We start from the raw sequence: 15,782 nt of genomic DNA, 5'->3' as shown, positions 1-15,782 counted from the left end.
GAGGCGGGGTTTTTCGTTGCGGTGGAACCGGACGGGTGAGTGGTCAGCGGGTGGAGATACGGGTCGGCATGGTGAGCGCCGCCGCCGCGAGAAGCTGATCGAGCGCCCGCTCGACGTCTTCCTTCCACAGGTGCTCGTGATCCAATTCCAGCCGCAGGCGCGGGAACCGGTGATGCGAGGCGACCACCTTGAAACCGACGTCCTCCAGGAAGTCGGCCTCGATCATGCAGTTCTCGGGGGAGCACCCCGAGGGCGACGGCGCGGGGGAGCGCAGCGGCGAGCCGATCCGCTCGCGCAGCGACATGGAACCGACGGCGGGCATGGAACTGGTCGGCGGATCCTTGCGAATGCCGAACGCCTCGATGGCCCGCACACCGCGGCGCACCAGATCGCCCACCACGGCCTGGATCAACTGCTGACCAACCTGCTCCCCTTGGAACGGGATTTCGGCGCTCAGCGTGGTCAGCAGCACCGCATCCGGGCTCACCGGGGACGTGGGGAAGAGACCCGCGCGCGGGACCGCGCTCGGCGGCGCGTAGATGGCGCAGCCGGCCGGTTTGTCCTCGACCACGGCGACCTGACCACACAACCCCCACTGCAACATGACGGTCGAGAGCCAGGCCTCCTTCTCGAAGACCGGGTCACTGAAGCTATGGGAATCCGCCGCCACCGCCGGATCGATCTCCCAGAACACGCATCGCCGCGCATGCACCGGAAGTTTGTCGAGTCCGCCGAGGGTAAGTGCGGTCACGCTGGTCGACACTGCTCTGCTCAGCCTCCAGCTGTCTGATTCATCCACACTCACGCCGCATCACACAGTTCTCGCCAGCAAGAATAAGCGATCAACGCTTTACGCCTCTCCAGGGCCGTAAACCCGAACGTCACAGTGACGTTTCCACTGTGACCTCCGGGATGGGCCCTCCTTAGGGCCTGGACTGCTCCATCATGCTGACAATCCGCTCCAGATCGTCGATGGAGCCGAATTCGACAGTGATCTTTCCCTTGCGCTTGCCGAGGCTGACCGTGACGCGAGTGTCGAACGACTCCGACAACCGCTCCGCCACATCCTGCAGACCCGGCATCTGAATCGGCTTCCGCTTCGGCGCCGGGGGAGCGGCAGCATCCGGATTCCGGTTCGCCAGCGTCACCGCTTCCTCGGTGGCCCGGACGGACATACCCTCGGCGACGATCCGCGCGGCCAACGCCTCCTGCGCATCGGCACCCGCCTCCAGCGCCAGCAGAGCGCGCGCGTGGCCGGCGGACAAGACGTTCGCGGCCACCCGGCGCTGCACCGGGATCGGAAGCTTCAGCAGCCGAATCATATTCGTCACCACCGGACGCGAACGGCCGATCCGCGAAGCCAGTTCCTCATGGGTGACGCCGAACTCCTCCAGCAGCTGCTGATAGGCGGCCGCCTCTTCGAGCGGGTTCAGCTGCACGCGATGGATGTTCTCCAGCAACGCATCCCGCAGCATGGAGTCGTCGGCAGTCTCGCGCACGATGGCGGGGATGGCTTCCAGCCCCGCCTCCTGGCTGGCCCGCCACCGCCGCTCACCCATGATGAGCTGATAGCGGGGGACCGGCCCGGACTCGACCTGACGCACCACGATGGGCTGCATCAGACCGAATTCCTTGATGGAGTGCACCAGTTCGGCCAGCGCCTCTTCTTCGAAGACCGAGCGCGGCTGCTTCGGGTTGGGCTCGATCTGCTGCGGTGGGATCTCGCGGTACACCGCGCCCGGGTCCGCGCCGTCGGCCGACTCGACCGGATCGGGGACCCGATGCAGGTACGCCGACGCGGGCTGCGGCCCACCCGGATCGATGCCGATGACGACATTGGCCGCGGCACTGCCCAGCCCGCCCGGTGTGGTGGCCGGTCCGGTCGGAATCAATGCCGCGAGGCCACGCCCCAGCCCGCCCTTCTTCGCCTGACTCATCGGCCTACCGATCCCTTCCGTTGTTCACCGTCACCGCCGCCGAGATTCATCTACACACCGGATTGTGCGTCCGAAACGGGCACCGGCGCGGCTTGGCGCGCCGAGTTCCGCGACGCGATCTCACGACCGGCGTCGAGGTAGCTCATCGCACCCCGCGAGCCCGGATCGTAATCGAGGACGGTCATGCCGTACCCGGGAGCCTCCGACACCTTCACGCTGCGGGGGATGACCGAACGCAGCACCGCGTCACCGAAGTGCGAGCGGACTTCCTCGGCCACCTGATCGGCGAGCTTGGTGCGGCCGTCGTACATGGTGAGCACGACGGTGGAGACATGCAGTCCGGGATTCAGGTGCGCCTGCACCAGACCGATATTGCGGAGCAGCTGACCCACGCCCTCGAGTGCGTAGTACTCGCACTGGATGGGGATCAGCACCTCCTTGGCGGCGACCATGGCATTGACGGTGAGCAGACCCAGCGATGGCGGGCAGTCGATCATCACGTAGTCGATGTCGTACCCGGCGAGGTTCGCTTCCTGGATGGCGGCCTTGAGGCGGCCCTCACGGGCGACCATGGAGACGAGTTCGATCTCGGCGCCGGCGAGGTCGATGGTGGCGGGGATGCAGAGCAGTCGTTCATTGTGCGGGCTCTGCTGGATGGCGTCGCCGACCGAGCACTCGCCGATGAGGAGTTCATAGCTGGACGGGGTGCCCGACTGGTGGGGGATGCCGAGCGCGGTGCTGGCGTTGCCCTGCGGGTCGAGGTCGATGACGAGGACCCGCATGCCCTGGATGGCGAGCGCGGCAGCCAGATTCACGGCCGTCGTGGTCTTGCCCACGCCGCCCTTCTGATTGGCGATGGTGATGACGCGCTGTTCTTTGGGACGCGGAATGTGGGCGTTGGTCCCCGACAGCACCTGACTGGCGCGCTGCGCCTCGGCGGCAATCGGGGTGTCGGCGGAGATGTTGCCGTAGGGGGTGCGGCTGAACTCGTCCGTATCGAAGGGACCGCTATCGAGCATGCCGGGAACCCGAGACGTTGTTTCCCGTGAAACATTCGCCGGACCGTTGGACATACAGGCTCCTAACCCCGAGAACTCAAAGACACGTGGCCGAGCTGAAATTCGCGCGCCTGGCAGCAGCAGCCGCGTCACTGCGTTGTCACTGAGGGCTGGCTGGAATCGGCTGGAAGTCGTTCATTGCTCGACGTTCATTAGCTTGCCAGTAGAGGACACAATACGGAAGTTGAACGCACAGCTTCGCACCACGACACACCCCGAGGCGACTCAAAGATCGCGAGGGGGCGCATGTTTCACGGGAAACATCGCTTCGTCAGTGACGCTTCGAAGGCGGGGTCCCACGACCCCCGGCTTTCCGCTCAGCACTCGCCGCTTTGCGTTCCGCACTGCCTGCCTTGCGCTCAGCACGACGCTCGGCACGGGCCAGCCGCTCCGCGCTGATGACGAAGGTGGGCGTCTCGAGCACTCCCACACCGCATTCCAGAACTTCGGCGTGACCCGCGCCCGCTTTGGTGAGCTCGTCACGATCCCGCTCGAGTTCCTCGGCGGCGCTGATTCCCTTGAGGGCCAACATCCGTCCGTGCTCGTGCACCAGCGGCATGGACCACCCCGCGAGCTTCGCCAGGGGAGCGACCGCACGGGAGGTGACGATGTCCGCGCCGCCCGCCTCCTTCTTCACGCCCGCCTGCTCGGCGCGGCCGCGCACGATGACGATATTGTCCAGCCCCGCCTCCGCCGCGAACTCGGCGAGGAAGACGGTCCGGCGGAGCAGCGGCTCCACCAATGTGATCCGGAGATCGGGCCGGGCGATGGCGAGCGGGATGCCGGGGAGCCCCGCGCCACTGCCGATGTCGACCACGCGCGCGCCGGGCGCGATGAGGTCACCGATCACCGCGCAGTTGAGGATGTGGCGATCCCAGAGCCGGGGAACCTCCCGGGGGCCGATCAGTCCGCGCTCCACACCCGCGGTCGCGAGCGCGGTGTAGTACTGCCGGGCCTTGTCGAGCCGATCGCCGAAAACGACCGCGGCGGCGGCCGGGGGATCGACCGGACCCGGAGCGGTCATCTCGGTGTCTGGTTCCACGTGAAACATCCTTCCGGGGGGACGACTATAGCTAAAAGAGTAGGGCCCCTGGGTTTCCGAAACCCGGGGGCCCTACCGCTGCGATCCGCGTGTCAGGCGGGGAGTACCACCACGTGACGATTCGGCTCGACACCTTCACTCTCGCTCACGACACCGTCGATCGCGGCCACGGCGTCGTGCACGATCTTGCGCTCGAACGGAGTCATGGGGGAGAGCGCCTCGCGCTCTCCGGTTTCCAGCACGCGCTTGCCGGCCTCGGCGCCGAGCGCGCTCAGCTCCGAACGACGCGCGGCCCGCCAGCCCGCCACATCCAGCATGAGCCGGCTGCGGATGCCGGTCGCCTGCTGCACGGCCAGCCGGGTCAGCTCCTGGAGCGCGTCCAGCACCTCACCCCGGCGGCCCACCAGCTTCGCCAGATCCTTGCCGCCGTCAATGCTCACGATGGCACGGTCGCCCTCGACATCGAGGTCGATATCGCCGTCGAAGTCGAGGACATCCAGCAACTGCTCGAGGTAGTCGCCGGCGATCTCGCCCTCTTCGATGAGCGCTTCCTCGGCGTCGCTCGCGGCGCCCGGTGCGGCCGTCGCTGACGTCACAGTGGGATCCCCTCCGTCGGTTTCAACAGTCATGGTTGTTTCCTTCATCTGGAGTTGTAAGTCTCAGCGACGCCGCTTCTGGTTGGCGCGACCACGGTTGCCCGACCGCTTCTTTCCGGTGGTGGGCTTGGCGCCGGCGGCCGGTTTGGCGGGCGCGGGGCTCACACCATTCTGCGACGCGTCCTCGGCGGCATCGGTCACGGCATCCTCGACCTTGGTGCCGGACGGCTTCTTGCGGACGTCGACCGGCTTCGCGCCCGGCTTCGGGGCGTTCTGGGCGCGTCGCTCGAGAGCGGCCTGCTTCTTCTCCTCTTCCTCTTTTTCGATCTTGCCGAAAACGAGGTGCTGCTGACCATAGGTCCAGATGTTGTTGGAGACCCAGTAGATCAGGATGGCGACGGGCAGGAACGGACCACCGACGAGCACGCCGAGCGGGAACACGTAGAGCGCCAGCTTGTTCATCATGGCGGCCTGCGGGTTGGCCGCGGCCTCCGCCGACTGCCGGGCCACCGAGGCGCGGGCGTTCATGTGGGTCGCGATACCGGCGATCACCATGAGCGGGATCGAGACCAGCGCGATGACCAGCTTGCTCGGCACGCCGCCGTAATCGGCGAAGGACTCCAGGACCTTCGCCGGCTCGGTGATGTACGCCGACAGGGGAGCGCCGAAGAGCCGCGCGGTCAGGAAGGACTGGACGTCGGCCGCGGAGAAGATGTAGTTCGGGGTGTGGGCGTTGTCGTAGGGCGACATGCCCAGCTGCCCGATCCCGGTGCCGGTGCGGTTGAACGACCGCAGCACGTGGAACAGACCCAGGAACACCGGAACCTGCAGCAGCACCGGAAGACAGCCCATGAGCGGGTTGAAGCCGTGTTCCTTCTGGAGCTTCTGCATCTCGACCGTCATCTGCTGACGGTCGTTCTTGTACTTCTTCTGCAGCTCCTTGATCTGGGGCTGCAGCTCCTGCATCTGCCGGGTGGTGCGGACCTGCTTCACGAACGGCTTGTAGAGCACCAGCCGCAACGTGAACACCAGGAACACCACGGCCAGAGCCCAGGCGAATCCGCTGTTCTTGCCCAGCACATACCCGAATGCCTGGTGCCAGAACCACAAAATGGCCGACACCGGGTAATAGATGAAGTCGAGCACGGCGCTATGCACTCCCGTCGTTCGTATCGCCGGTCACCGCGGGCGATGATCCTTCGTAAGCTGATGCCGCGCGCCGGTGCTTACGCTCCGGAACGGGGTCCCACCCACCAGGGTGCCAGGGCGCACATTTCGCCAGACGGACGGCTGCCAGTCCGAGTCCGACGAACAGTCCGCGGGTACGCAACGCCGTCACCGCGTACTCACTGCACGTGGGAGTGAATCGGCACACCGGCATGCGGGTGGGGGAGATATAGGTCCGATACAGCTCGATGAGGAATATCAGAGCTTTGGCCGGTAATCCGGCAGCCGCGCGCAGCGCGCCCGCAGAAGAATGCGGCGCGTTCATGCGAGGGAGCCGAGCTTGCGCAGTCCGCTGTGCAACTGGCGCAGCAGTTCTTCGGAGGGCGCGTCGGCGGCACCCGGGAGGGCGCGAATGACAACATCTGCGCCGCCGGGCAATTCGGCCGTCAGGCTTGCGCAGATATGACGCAGGCGGCGGGCCACCCGGTGGCGTACCACCGCCGGACCCACCGCCTTGCTGACGATCAAGCCGAAACGCGGACCGCCCACCCGGATGGGTGGGGTCGATCCGTTCGCTTGATCGTCGTGTAGCAGTACGTGCACAACGAGGTCCCGTCTCCCGATCCGCCGGCCCTGGCGCACCGTCCGGGAAAAATCGGTGCGCCGGTGCAGCCGGTAGGTCTCAGGCAGCACCTGAGCGTCCAGCGGAGTGCGGGCGGATGGGGGACCGGAGACCGGACGGCGAGTCGCTCATACGACGCCGCATCCGGGGTTACCGAATCAGGCGGTCAGCTTGGCGCGGCCCTTGCCACGACGAGCCGACACGATGGCGCGACCCGCACGGGTCCGCATCCGGAGACGGAAGCCGTGGACGCGCGCCCGACGACGGTTGTTCGGCTGGAACGTCCGCTTGCCCTTGGCCACGGTCAACACTCCTCTAGGTGGTGGACGTCCGGTGACGCCCGAAGCTGTTCGGTGAAACGGTGCTCTCGACGGACGGGAGTCCCTCGGCGCAATACCCTTGTCGGCACGGGCAGCAGACAGCCGCCACCGCACCATAGGGTGACTGTAGAAGGGTACTTACCCCCTGGACGAGGGTCAAACTCGGGGGTCGAGGCCCGATTTCGCGAGACTGGATCGATCGTTCCGCGTGGCGTTCGGGGAGGGTTCGTGTCGGAGCGCCGGTGTCGTGTACGGTCCTTCCCAGTCCCTTCCGGTGACCGCGGACGGCTTCGTCCTCCGCCCCGCGAGCGGCATTGCCAGCTGGTAGCTGTGAAGCCGCAGGTACGCGCCGGATCCGAGGAATCAGACACGCGGACGCGCGTATCCCCAGGTTGTCCACATCTGTGGATAATTGTGTGGAAATACCCCTGGAGTGGCATATTCGTAGGGCCGACGGTACCCGCCGACGCCCGGTGACTGGGGGAGCCGAGCAGCGCAACCGTCTGCTCCTATCGACCTACATCCGGGGAGGACTACGTTCGTGGACGACGAGCAGAATGTGCTGACGGCTGTCTGGCCGGAGGTGATCGCCGAATTGGCGAGCGGCTCCGCGGATGGGGAGATCCAGCCGGTCAGCAAGGCTCACAAGGCGTGGCTCAACACTATCGAACCGATCACCTTCGCGCAGGGGTTCGCCCTGCTCTCGGTGCCCGGCACGATGGCGCAGGTGACGGTCGAACGCGACTTGCGGGAGCTTATTCTGCGGTCTCTCGCCCGCCGCGGACTCCAGGTCGAGGGGCTGGGCGTGCGCATCCGCGCGCAGCAGAATCCGCCCGCCGGACGGTCCGCGAACGCACCCCGGCACGCCCGCATGACCTCCCGCCCGGAGCGTCCCCGCGAGCCCGAACCGACGCCCCCGGCGTACGCGCCCGAGCCGCCGATGACCGAGCGTCCACAGCCCTCGTACCAGTCCCAGCCGGAGTACGCGCCGCGCTACCTACCTCCCCAGGACTACCCGGGCGAGTACGACGAGCGCGAGGCTTATCCACCTGTGGAATACGGGCAGCCGCCGATGGCCGAGGAGTTGCCGCCCGTCACCGCCGACCGTCCGACCGCGCCCGAGCGGCCGTTGCCGGGTGGTGAACCGGCCGCCGCGCCCCTGGGCCAGCGGCCCGACCGGCGGCGGGACAACCATCGCGGCGCGCCCATGCCGCCGGGACAGGAGTCCCTGTTCTCCCCGGATCCCGAGGACGAACCGGTCCGGTCCGCCCCGCAGCGGTACGCCGACGAGCCCGCGCCGCAGCGCTACGCGGACGAGCCCGCGCCCCAGCGCTACGCCGACGAACCGTCCCCACAGCGCTACGCGGACGAACCCGCGCAGCAACGGTATTCCGACGAGCCCGCGCCGCAGCGCTATGCGGATGAGCCTGCGCCGCAGCGCTACGCCGACGAACCGGCGGCCCGCTACGAGGAGCCCGCGCCGCGCTACTCCGAGGAACCGGCCGCGCGCCGTCCGGTGGACGAGCCGCACGACGACGAGCCGGTGGTCAATGTCCGCAATTCGTGGCCGACCTACTTCAATCGGCCGCCCGAGCGGGAGCCCGCGCCCGCGCCGTCCTCGGCCAGCCTGAACGCGAAGTACACCTTCGACACCTTCGTCATCGGCGCGTCCAACCGCTTCGCGCACGCCGCGGCGGTGGCCATCGCGGAGGCGCCGGCGCGCGCCTACAACCCGCTGTTCGTTTGGGGCGCTTCGGGTTTGGGCAAGACGCACCTGTTGCACGCCGCGGGCCACTACGCGCAGCGGCTGTTCCCGGGCATGCGGGTGAAGTACGTGTCCACCGAGGAATTCACCAACGACTTCATCAACTCGCTGCGTGACGACCGGAAGGTGGCGTTCAAGCGCCGCTACCGGGAGACCGACATCCTGCTGGTGGACGACATCCAGTTCATCGAGGGCAAGGAAGGCATCCAGGAGGAGTTCTTCCACACCTTCAACACCCTGCACAACGCGAACAAGCAGATCGTGGTGTCCTCCGACCGGCCGCCGAAGCAGCTGGCGACGCTGGAGGAGCGGCTGCGGACGCGGTTCGAGTGGGGTCTGATCACCGATGTGCAGCCGCCGGAGCTGGAGACCCGCATCGCGATCCTGCGCAAGAAGGCGCGCATGGACCGCCTGGACGTGCCGCACGACGTGCTCGAACTGATCGCCAGCCGGGTGGAGCGCAATATCCGCGAGCTGGAGGGCGCGCTGATCCGCGTCACCGCGTTCGCGTCGCTGAACGGGCAGCCGCTGGATCTGTCGCTGGCCGAGGTGGTGCTGCGGGATCTGATGCCCGACACCGCGACGCTGGAGATCACGGCGGCCACGATCATGGCCGTGACCGCGGAGTACTTCAACACCACGCTGGAAGAACTGACCGGACCGGGTAAGGCGCGGCCGCTGGCGCAGGCCCGGCAGATCGCCATGTACCTGTGCCGTGAACTCACCGACCTCTCCCTGCCCAAGATCGGCCAGGCCTTCGGACGCGACCACACCACGGTCATGTACGCGGAGAAGAAGGTGCGCAAGGAGATGACCGAGCGGCGGCGTGTGTACGACCAGGTTCAAGAACTCACAGCCCGAATTAAACAGCGTTCGCGCTGATCCACAGTCCACAGGACCCCACGTCGTCTGACGTGGGGTTCTTTGCTTTCCGGGGTTGTGGATTCCTCGAGGAGTCCTCGAGGAAAGGATGTGGAGTCCTCGAGGAATCCCACTGTTGTCCACGGGGTTGCGCACAGGTCGCTACTCACAGTGGTGCACAGGTGTCGATCCACAGATCCCACAGGTGAATTCATCCTCGAGGGCTGAGCTGCGCGGATGGGGTTTTCGGCTTGTGGATTCCTCGAGGAGTCCCTGTCAGGTCCTCGAGGAATCCACGGGGTAGTCCCCGGTTCCATCCTCATGTGGGTATCCCGGCCCGATTCGGGGGAGCAACTCGAGGATCACTCGAGGATGGCTGGGGAGTTCCCGGCTGACTCCACAAGCACCGGCTGTTCATCCTCGAGCCACCCCAACGACATCCCCACGCCGCCGCCCGGTCGGACCTGCGGAAACAGGCGAAGTCCACAGAACTAACAGGACCTACTACTACTTCAGTTCTTCATCTAGAGAAGGTTCTTCTAAAACAGGGTGTGTGGAAACTCGGGTGGGGAGGACACGGTGCGATGGGCAGCTCCTCCACACCCGATCGGGAGGCAGGGAGGAGAAGGGAGAGGGACCGGTCCGCAGCGGAAGGCTCGGCGGGGTCGGGGCAAAGGCTCGGTGGGTCGGCGTAGGCGGGTCGGTCTCGCGCAGGTACGGTTTGGTGTCGGCCCCGTGTGCGAGACTGCCGATTACCGTTTCGAGATCCGAACGACCCCCAGTGGAGAGGACAGACCGGGCGATGGAGCTTGCAAGCATGAAGTTTCGGGTCGCCCGCGAGGACTTCGCCGAATCCGTAGCTTGGGTGGCCCGCAGCCTGCCGTCGCGGCCTCCGGTGCCCGTGCTCGGTGGCGTACTCCTCGTGGCTGACGAGGACGGCCTGACGGTGTCCGGTTTCGATTACGAGGTCTCCGCGCAGATGCGGGTGGCGGCCGAGGTCGCCGGTCCGGGCCAGGTGCTGGTGTCGGGCCGCCTGCTGGCCGATATCACCAAGGCGCTGTCCAACAAGCCCGTGGACGTGTCGGTGGACGGCACCCGCGTGCTGATCGCCTGTGGCAGTGCCAAGTTCTCGCTGCCGACCATGCCCGTCGAGGACTATCCCCAGCTTCCCGAGCTCCCGCCGCAGACCGGCGAGCTCGCCGTGGATCTGTTCTCCGAGGCTGTCTCCCAGGTGGCCGTGGCCGCCGGCCGTGACGACACCCTCCCCATGCTCACCGGCATCCGTGTGGAGATCGAGGGCCCGAAGGTGGTCCTGGCCGCCACCGACCGTTTCCGGCTCGCTGTGCGCGAACTGGAGTGGCAGCCGGGCCGTGCGGATGTGGAGACCGCGGTCCTGGTCCCGGCTCGCACCCTGTCCGAGTCCGCGAAGACCCTCGGCGCTTCCGATCAGCCGGTGCAGTTGGCGTTCGGCACCGGCACCGACGGCCTGCTGGGCATCGTGAACGGCGGCCGCCGCACCACCACCCGCCTGCTCGACGCGGAATTCCCCAAGTTCCGCCAGTTGCTCCCCAAGGAGCACACGTCGCTCGCGACCATCGCGGTCAGCGCGCTCACCGAGGCCATCAAGCGTGTGGCCCTGGTGGCCGAGCGCGGCGCCCAGGTGCGGCTGGAGTTCTCCGAGGAGGGCCTGCTGCTCTCCGCCGGTGGCGACGACGCCGGTCGCGCCGAGGAGTGGCTGGTCGCCGATTTCCGCGGTGAGCCGCTGACCATCGCCTTCAACCCCGGCTACCTGCTCGACGGCCTCTCCGCCGCGCATTCGGACCGGGTGACCTTCGGCTTCACCACGCCCAGCCGTCCGGCGGTGTTCCTGCCCGCGCCGGAGGAGGAGCCCGCGCAGCTGGAGTCGGGCGCGTTCGCGGCGCTGGCCGGGAGTTACATCTACCTGTTGATGCCGGTGCGGTTGCCGGGCTGAGCAGGTTTGGCGACCCATCGCTTCGGAGCGAACGACATACCTGTGCACAGTGTTGACAAACCTGTGAAAAACGCGGGGACGGTGGACTGACCGGATGTACGTGCGTGCGCTGTCACTGCGCGATTTCCGGTCCTGGGAGGCCGCCGAACTCGAACTTTCGCCCGGTGGAACGGTTTTCCTGGGGTCCAATGGGAACGGCAAGACCAACCTGATCGAGGCCATCGGGTATTTGTCCACACTCGGCTCACATCGGGTGTCGGCCGATGCGCCGCTCATCCGGATCGGCGCGCAGAAGGCCCGGATCGGCGCGACGGTGGTGAACACCGGCCGCGAGCTGCGGGTCGACATGGAGCTGAATCAGGGCACGGCCAATCGCGCCCAGATCAATCGGTCCCCGGTGCGTCGGCCGCGGGAGATCCTGGGGATTCTGCAGACGGTGTTGTTCGCTCCCGAAGATCTGTCGCTGGTGCGCGGAGATCCGGGGGAGCGGCGGCGGTTCCTGGACGAGCTGGCCACGGCCCGGCTGCCGCGCCTGGCCGGGGTGCGCGCGGATTACGAGAAGGTGCTGCGGCAGCGGTCGGCCCTGTTGAAAACGGCTGGGCGCAATGCCCGTTCGGGGGCGCGGGGCGCGGAGATGAGCACCCTCGATGTGTGGGACGGCCATCTGGCGGCGCACGGCGCGGTGCTGCTCGCGCATCGGCTGCGACTTGTCCACGACCTTTATCCACATCTTGCACAGGCTTATTCAGATATCGCGCCCGAGTCCCGGCCCGCGTCGATCGGCTATCGCAGTGCGAGTCTGCCGCCGGAATTGCTGGATTCCGCGCGTTCTCCACAGGACGATGACGAGGAGGCGCTCGAGGCGATCCTGTTGCGGGAGTTGGCCGCCGCGCGTCCCAAGGAGCTGGAGCGCGGGGTGTGCCTGGTCGGCCCGCACCGTGACGAACTGGATCTGATGCTGGGGTCCGCGCCGGCCAAGGGTTTCGCCAGTCACGGCGAGTCCTGGTCCTTCGCACTGGCTCTGCGGCTCGGGGCGTTCGAGTTGTTGCGGTCCGCCGGGACCGATCCGGTGCTGATCCTCGATGATGTCTTCGCCGAACTGGATCGCCGCCGTCGCAGCGCGCTGGCTCGGGTCGCCGCGGGCGCGGAGCAGGTATTGATCACCGCGGCGGTGCCCGAGGACGTTCCGCCCGAACTCGATGCCGCGCCGCAACGCGTGGAGACGACCGGGGAGGCGGATCGGCGGGCCTCCCGGATCGCGGAGTGAGGTTGCCCGAGTGCGTCGGCGGTGGGAATCGCCGAGTCGTCGGTGGCATGCGGCAGAATCACGTGACGAACCGAGGGTGATCATCCGGATTCCCAGGTGTGGAAGGAGTTGTGGATGGCCGAGTCGCCGGAAGCCGACGACCACACCCCGCGCGGGGGTGCGACCGGATCGGGCGCCGAACCGGAGTTGCGTGGAGTCGATCTGGCTCGGCGCGCCCTGGAGGAGGCGCGGGCCGCGGCACGCGCGGCCGGGAAGTCGGTGGGGCAGGGGCGGGCCTCGCCGGCCGCGCCGCGCAAGGGCGGCATACGGGCATTGCGGCGGCGCAGCAGCTGGTCGGGCGCGCACCCCGACGATCGGGATCCGCAGACCTTCGCGTCCCTGGCCATGCAGTTGGCGAAGGGCCGGGGCTGGTCGGCCAAGGTCGCCGAGGGCACGGTGTTCGGCCGGTGGGCGAGCGTGGTGGGGGAGGACATCGCCTCCCATGCCCAGCCGATCTCGCTGGAGAACGGTGTGTTGAGCATTCAGGCCGAGTCCACGGCCTGGGCCACCCAGCTGCGCATGTTCCAGTCCCAGATCCTGGCGAAGATCGCGGCGGCGGTCGGGAACGGCGTGGTCAAGCAGCTGAAGATCAATGGTCCGACCGCGCCGAGCTGGCGTAAGGGCGAGCGGCACATCAAGGGCCGCGGCCCCCGCGACACCTACGGGTAGGCCGCTGTCGCCGGGGTCCGGGCCGCGAATCCCGGCGTCCGCGCGCTGGTTTCACGTGGAACGTTCGGAGATCACGACGAACCCTCGCGCAAACGCCCGCGTGTCCGCTGGCGCATCGACCGCTGAGGCTCCCGGAACCGCCCAGACCCATAACAGGTCATATCGCTGGTCGATTTCATGACCGTACGGCCCACTCAGGGGTGTCATAGGTGGGTTCTCTGTCGGTCGTACCAGTAGGATGAGGGAGTAACTAGCGGCGATACCTCCCGGCGCGTTCCGTAGCGCCCGCGCGTGGGCCCCCGTAACTCTCGAGCAGACAGTGTTCCGGAGCTCGGGCAGACAGTGTCTGTGGGCCTCACGCGTGCGACCGCACTGTGCCGGGAGGATCAGCAAGTAAGGAGAGCTACCGACCAGTGGCTGCCATGGACTCCAACGCAGACGGCTCGACCCAGCCCAAGTCAGGCAAGCCGACGTCGTACGGTGCCGACTCCATCACCGTCCTCGAGGGCCTCGAGGCGGTTCGCAAGCGCCCCGGTATGTACATCGGTTCCACCGGTGAGCGCGGCCTGCACCACCTGATCTGGGAGGTCGTCGACAACTCGGTCGACGAGGCGATGGCCGGATACGCCTCGCGGGTCGATGTCACCCTGCTGGCCGACGGCGGCGTCGAGGTGGTCGACGACGGCCGCGGTATCCCGGTCGCGATGCACGCTCAGGGTGTGCCCACCATCGAGGTGGTCATGACCCAGCTGCACGCGGGCGGCAAGTTCGACGGCGAATCCTATGCGGTGTCGGGCGGTCTGCACGGCGTCGGCATCTCGGTGGTGAACGCGCTGTCCACCCGGCTGCAGGCCGATGTGGACACCGACGGGTACCACTGGACCCAGGAGTACAAGGACTCCAAGCCGGGCAAGCTGGTGCAGGGCAGCGCGACCAAGCGCACCGGTACCACCATCAAGTTCTGGCCGGACCCGGACATCTTCGAGACCACCACCTTCAGCTTCGAGACGGTCGCGCGCCGCCTGCAGGAGATGGCGTTCCTGAACAAGGGCCTGACCATCACGCTGACCGATCAGCGGGTGTCCGAGGGTGACGTCACCGACGAGGTGGTCAGCGAGACCGCCGAGGCGCCCAAGCACATCGACGAGAACACCCCGGCCGCCGAGCCGAAGGTGAAGACCCGCACCTACCACTACCCGGGCGGGCTCGAGGACTACGTCAAGCACATCAACCGGACCAAGACGCCGATCCACAACTCGATCGTGGCGTTCACCGGTAAGGGCACCGGCCACGAGGTCGAGGTCGCGATGCAGTGGAACTCGGGTTACTCCGAGTCCGTCCACACCTTCGCCAACACCATCAACACCCATGAGGGCGGTACCCACGAGGAGGGCTTCCGCGCGGCGCTCACCACGGTGGTGAACAAGTACGCGAAGGACAAGAAGCTCCTCAAGGAGAAGGAAGGCAACCTCACCGGTGACGACATCCGTGAGGGTCTCGCCGCCATCGTGAGCGTGAAGATCGCCGACCCGCAGTTCGAGGGCCAGACCAAGACCAAGCTCGGCAACACCGAGGTGAAGTCCTTCGTCCAGCGCACCTGCAACGAGCACATCTCGCACTGGTTCGAGGCGAACCCGGCCGACGCGAAGACGATTGTGCAGAAGGCGGTTTCGTCGGCGCAGGCCCGCGTCGCCGCCCGTAAGGCGCGAGAGCTGGTGCGGCGCAAGTCCGCCACCGATCTGGGCGGCCTGCCGGGCAAGCTGGCCGACTGCCGTTCCAAGGATCCGAGCAAGTCCGAGATCTACATCGTGGAGGGTGACTCCGCCGGTGGCTCGGCCAAGTCCGGCCGTGACTCGATGTACCAGGCGATCCTGCCGCTGCGCGGCAAGATCATCAATGTCGAGAAGGCGCGCATCGACCGCGTGCTGAAGAACACCGAAGTGCAGTCCATCATCACCGCGTTCGGCACCGGTATCCACGACGAGTTCGATATCGCCAAGCTGCGTTATCACAAGATCGTGCTGATGGCCGACGCCGACGTGGACGGCCAGCACATCTCGACCCTGCTGCTCACCCTGCTGTTCCGCTTCATGCGCCCGCTGGTCGAGCACGGTCACGTGTACCTGGCCATGCCGCCGCTGTACAAGCTGAAGTGGCAGCGCTCGGAGCCGGAGTTCGCCTACTCCGACCGCGAGCGCGACGGGCTGCTGGAGCGCGGCCTGGCGGCCGGCAAGAAGATCAACAAGGACGACGGCATCCAGCGCTACAAGGGTCTCGGTGAGATGAACCCGAAGGAGCTGTGGGAGACCACCATGGATCCGAGCGTGCGGGTCCTGCGCCTGGTCACCCTCGATGACGCCGCCGCGGCCGATGAGCTGTTCTCCATCCTGATGGGTGAGGACGTCGAGGCTCGCCGCAGCTTCATCACTCGGAACGCCAAGGACGTCCGGTTCCTCGACGTGTAATT

14 protein-coding genes are annotated in these 15,782 nt (G+C 67.1%); 5 read left to right on the top strand and 9 right to left on the bottom strand.

Translation table 11 applies throughout. The features are described 5' to 3' along the window. Positions 1–43 precede the first annotated feature (43 nt). The 9 genes from ACFYTS_RS15955 to rpmH form a co-directional block, all read right to left on the bottom strand. The gene (locus ACFYTS_RS15955; protein ID WP_357088516.1) at positions 44–763 is read right to left on the bottom strand and encodes a GNAT family N-acetyltransferase; all 720 of its coding nucleotides are present in this window, start codon (positions 761–763) and stop codon (positions 44–46) included. 160 nt (positions 764–923) lie between these two features. Beyond that, the gene (locus tag ACFYTS_RS15950) at positions 924–1,937 is read right to left on the bottom strand and encodes a ParB/RepB/Spo0J family partition protein (protein WP_387304800.1); all 1,014 of its coding nucleotides are present in this window, start codon (positions 1,935–1,937) and stop codon (positions 924–926) included. A 50-nt stretch (positions 1,938–1,987) separates the two neighbouring features. Further along, on the bottom strand, positions 1,988–2,956 hold the full coding sequence (locus ACFYTS_RS15945; protein ID WP_387304798.1) for a ParA family protein: 969 nt from the start codon (positions 2,954–2,956) through the stop codon (positions 1,988–1,990). Positions 2,957–3,266: 310 nt separating this feature from the next. Continuing rightward, positions 3,267–4,046: a 16S rRNA (guanine(527)-N(7))-methyltransferase RsmG gene (gene rsmG / locus ACFYTS_RS15940; protein ID WP_357088507.1), complete on the bottom strand. Its 780-nt coding sequence runs from the start codon at positions 4,044–4,046 to the stop codon at positions 3,267–3,269. An 83-nt stretch (positions 4,047–4,129) separates the two neighbouring features. Next, positions 4,130–4,666: a protein jag gene (locus ACFYTS_RS15935; protein ID WP_387304793.1), complete on the bottom strand. Its 537-nt coding sequence runs from the start codon at positions 4,664–4,666 to the stop codon at positions 4,130–4,132. A gap of 30 nt (positions 4,667–4,696) precedes the next feature. Next, positions 4,697–5,779, bottom strand: a complete 1,083-nt coding sequence (gene yidC / locus ACFYTS_RS15930; protein WP_357275896.1) for a membrane protein insertase YidC — start codon at positions 5,777–5,779, stop codon at positions 4,697–4,699. 4 nt (positions 5,780–5,783) lie between these two features. After that, positions 5,784–6,125 (bottom strand): membrane protein insertion efficiency factor YidD, encoded by a 342-nt coding sequence (gene yidD / locus ACFYTS_RS15925; RefSeq protein ID WP_357274901.1) that lies wholly within the window; start codon positions 6,123–6,125, stop codon positions 5,784–5,786. Further along, positions 6,122–6,493 (bottom strand): ribonuclease P protein component, encoded by a 372-nt coding sequence (gene rnpA, locus ACFYTS_RS15920; protein WP_387304791.1) that lies wholly within the window; start codon positions 6,491–6,493, stop codon positions 6,122–6,124. The genes yidD and rnpA overlap by 4 nt, the downstream gene beginning before the upstream one ends. 87 nt (positions 6,494–6,580) lie before the next feature. After that, the gene (rpmH, locus tag ACFYTS_RS15915) at positions 6,581–6,724 is read right to left on the bottom strand and encodes a 50S ribosomal protein L34 (RefSeq protein ID WP_033085250.1); all 144 of its coding nucleotides are present in this window, start codon (positions 6,722–6,724) and stop codon (positions 6,581–6,583) included. A gap of 559 nt (positions 6,725–7,283) precedes the next feature. Here rpmH and dnaA point away from each other — a divergent pair. The 5 genes from dnaA to gyrB all read left to right on the top strand — a co-directional run bounded on the left by dnaA (position 7,284) and on the right by gyrB (position 15,780). Continuing rightward, positions 7,284–9,389 carry a chromosomal replication initiator protein DnaA gene (dnaA, locus tag ACFYTS_RS15910; RefSeq protein WP_387304787.1) on the top strand — a complete coding sequence of 702 codons (2,106 nt, stop codon included), beginning with the start codon at positions 7,284–7,286 and terminating at the stop codon, positions 9,387–9,389. A 781-nt stretch (positions 9,390–10,170) separates the two neighbouring features. Beyond that, positions 10,171–11,340, top strand: a complete 1,170-nt coding sequence (dnaN, locus tag ACFYTS_RS15905) for a DNA polymerase III subunit beta (RefSeq protein ID WP_357274908.1) — start codon at positions 10,171–10,173, stop codon at positions 11,338–11,340. Between the two features lie 94 nt (positions 11,341–11,434). Beyond that, positions 11,435–12,607 (top strand): DNA replication/repair protein RecF, encoded by a 1,173-nt coding sequence (gene recF / locus ACFYTS_RS15900; protein ID WP_357274910.1) that lies wholly within the window; start codon positions 11,435–11,437, stop codon positions 12,605–12,607. Positions 12,608–12,721: 114 nt separating this feature from the next. Beyond that, positions 12,722–13,315: a DUF721 family protein gene (locus ACFYTS_RS15895; protein WP_387304784.1), complete on the top strand. Its 594-nt coding sequence runs from the start codon at positions 12,722–12,724 to the stop codon at positions 13,313–13,315. A gap of 422 nt (positions 13,316–13,737) precedes the next feature. Then, on the top strand, positions 13,738–15,780 hold the full coding sequence (gyrB, locus tag ACFYTS_RS15890) for a DNA topoisomerase (ATP-hydrolyzing) subunit B (RefSeq protein ID WP_387304781.1): 2,043 nt from the start codon (positions 13,738–13,740) through the stop codon (positions 15,778–15,780). The last annotated feature ends 2 nt before the right edge of the window (positions 15,781–15,782 follow it).

This window comes from Nocardia sp. NPDC004151 (assembly GCF_042874235.1).
Lineage (GTDB): Bacteria > Actinomycetota > Actinomycetes > Mycobacteriales > Mycobacteriaceae > Nocardia.
The sequence above is the reverse complement of the archived record's forward strand: the minus strand, read 5'-3'. Positions and strand labels throughout refer to the sequence as shown.

What these genes read in the sequence shown, in the direction of transcription:
- yidD (WP_357274901.1), bottom strand. Translation starts at nt 6,125, where the DNA reads ATGAACGCGCCGCATTCTTCTGCGGGCGCGCTGCGCGCGGCTGCCGGA.
- ACFYTS_RS15935 (WP_387304793.1), bottom strand. Translation starts at nt 4,666, where the DNA reads ATGACTGTTGAAACCGACGGAGGGGATCCCACTGTGACGTCAGCGACG.
- ACFYTS_RS15895 (WP_387304784.1), top strand. Translation starts at nt 12,722, where the DNA reads ATGGCCGAGTCGCCGGAAGCCGACGACCACACCCCGCGCGGGGGTGCG.
- ACFYTS_RS15945 (WP_387304798.1), bottom strand. Translation starts at nt 2,956, where the DNA reads ATGCTCGATAGCGGTCCCTTCGATACGGACGAGTTCAGCCGCACCCCC.
- gyrB (WP_387304781.1), top strand. Translation starts at nt 13,738, where the DNA reads ATGGACTCCAACGCAGACGGCTCGACCCAGCCCAAGTCAGGCAAGCCG.
- dnaN (WP_357274908.1), top strand. Translation starts at nt 10,171, where the DNA reads ATGGAGCTTGCAAGCATGAAGTTTCGGGTCGCCCGCGAGGACTTCGCC.
- ACFYTS_RS15950 (WP_387304800.1), bottom strand. Translation starts at nt 1,937, where the DNA reads ATGAGTCAGGCGAAGAAGGGCGGGCTGGGGCGTGGCCTCGCGGCATTG.
- rsmG (WP_357088507.1), bottom strand. Translation starts at nt 4,046, where the DNA reads ATGTTTCACGTGGAACCAGACACCGAGATGACCGCTCCGGGTCCGGTC.
- recF (WP_357274910.1), top strand. Translation starts at nt 11,435, where the DNA reads ATGTACGTGCGTGCGCTGTCACTGCGCGATTTCCGGTCCTGGGAGGCC.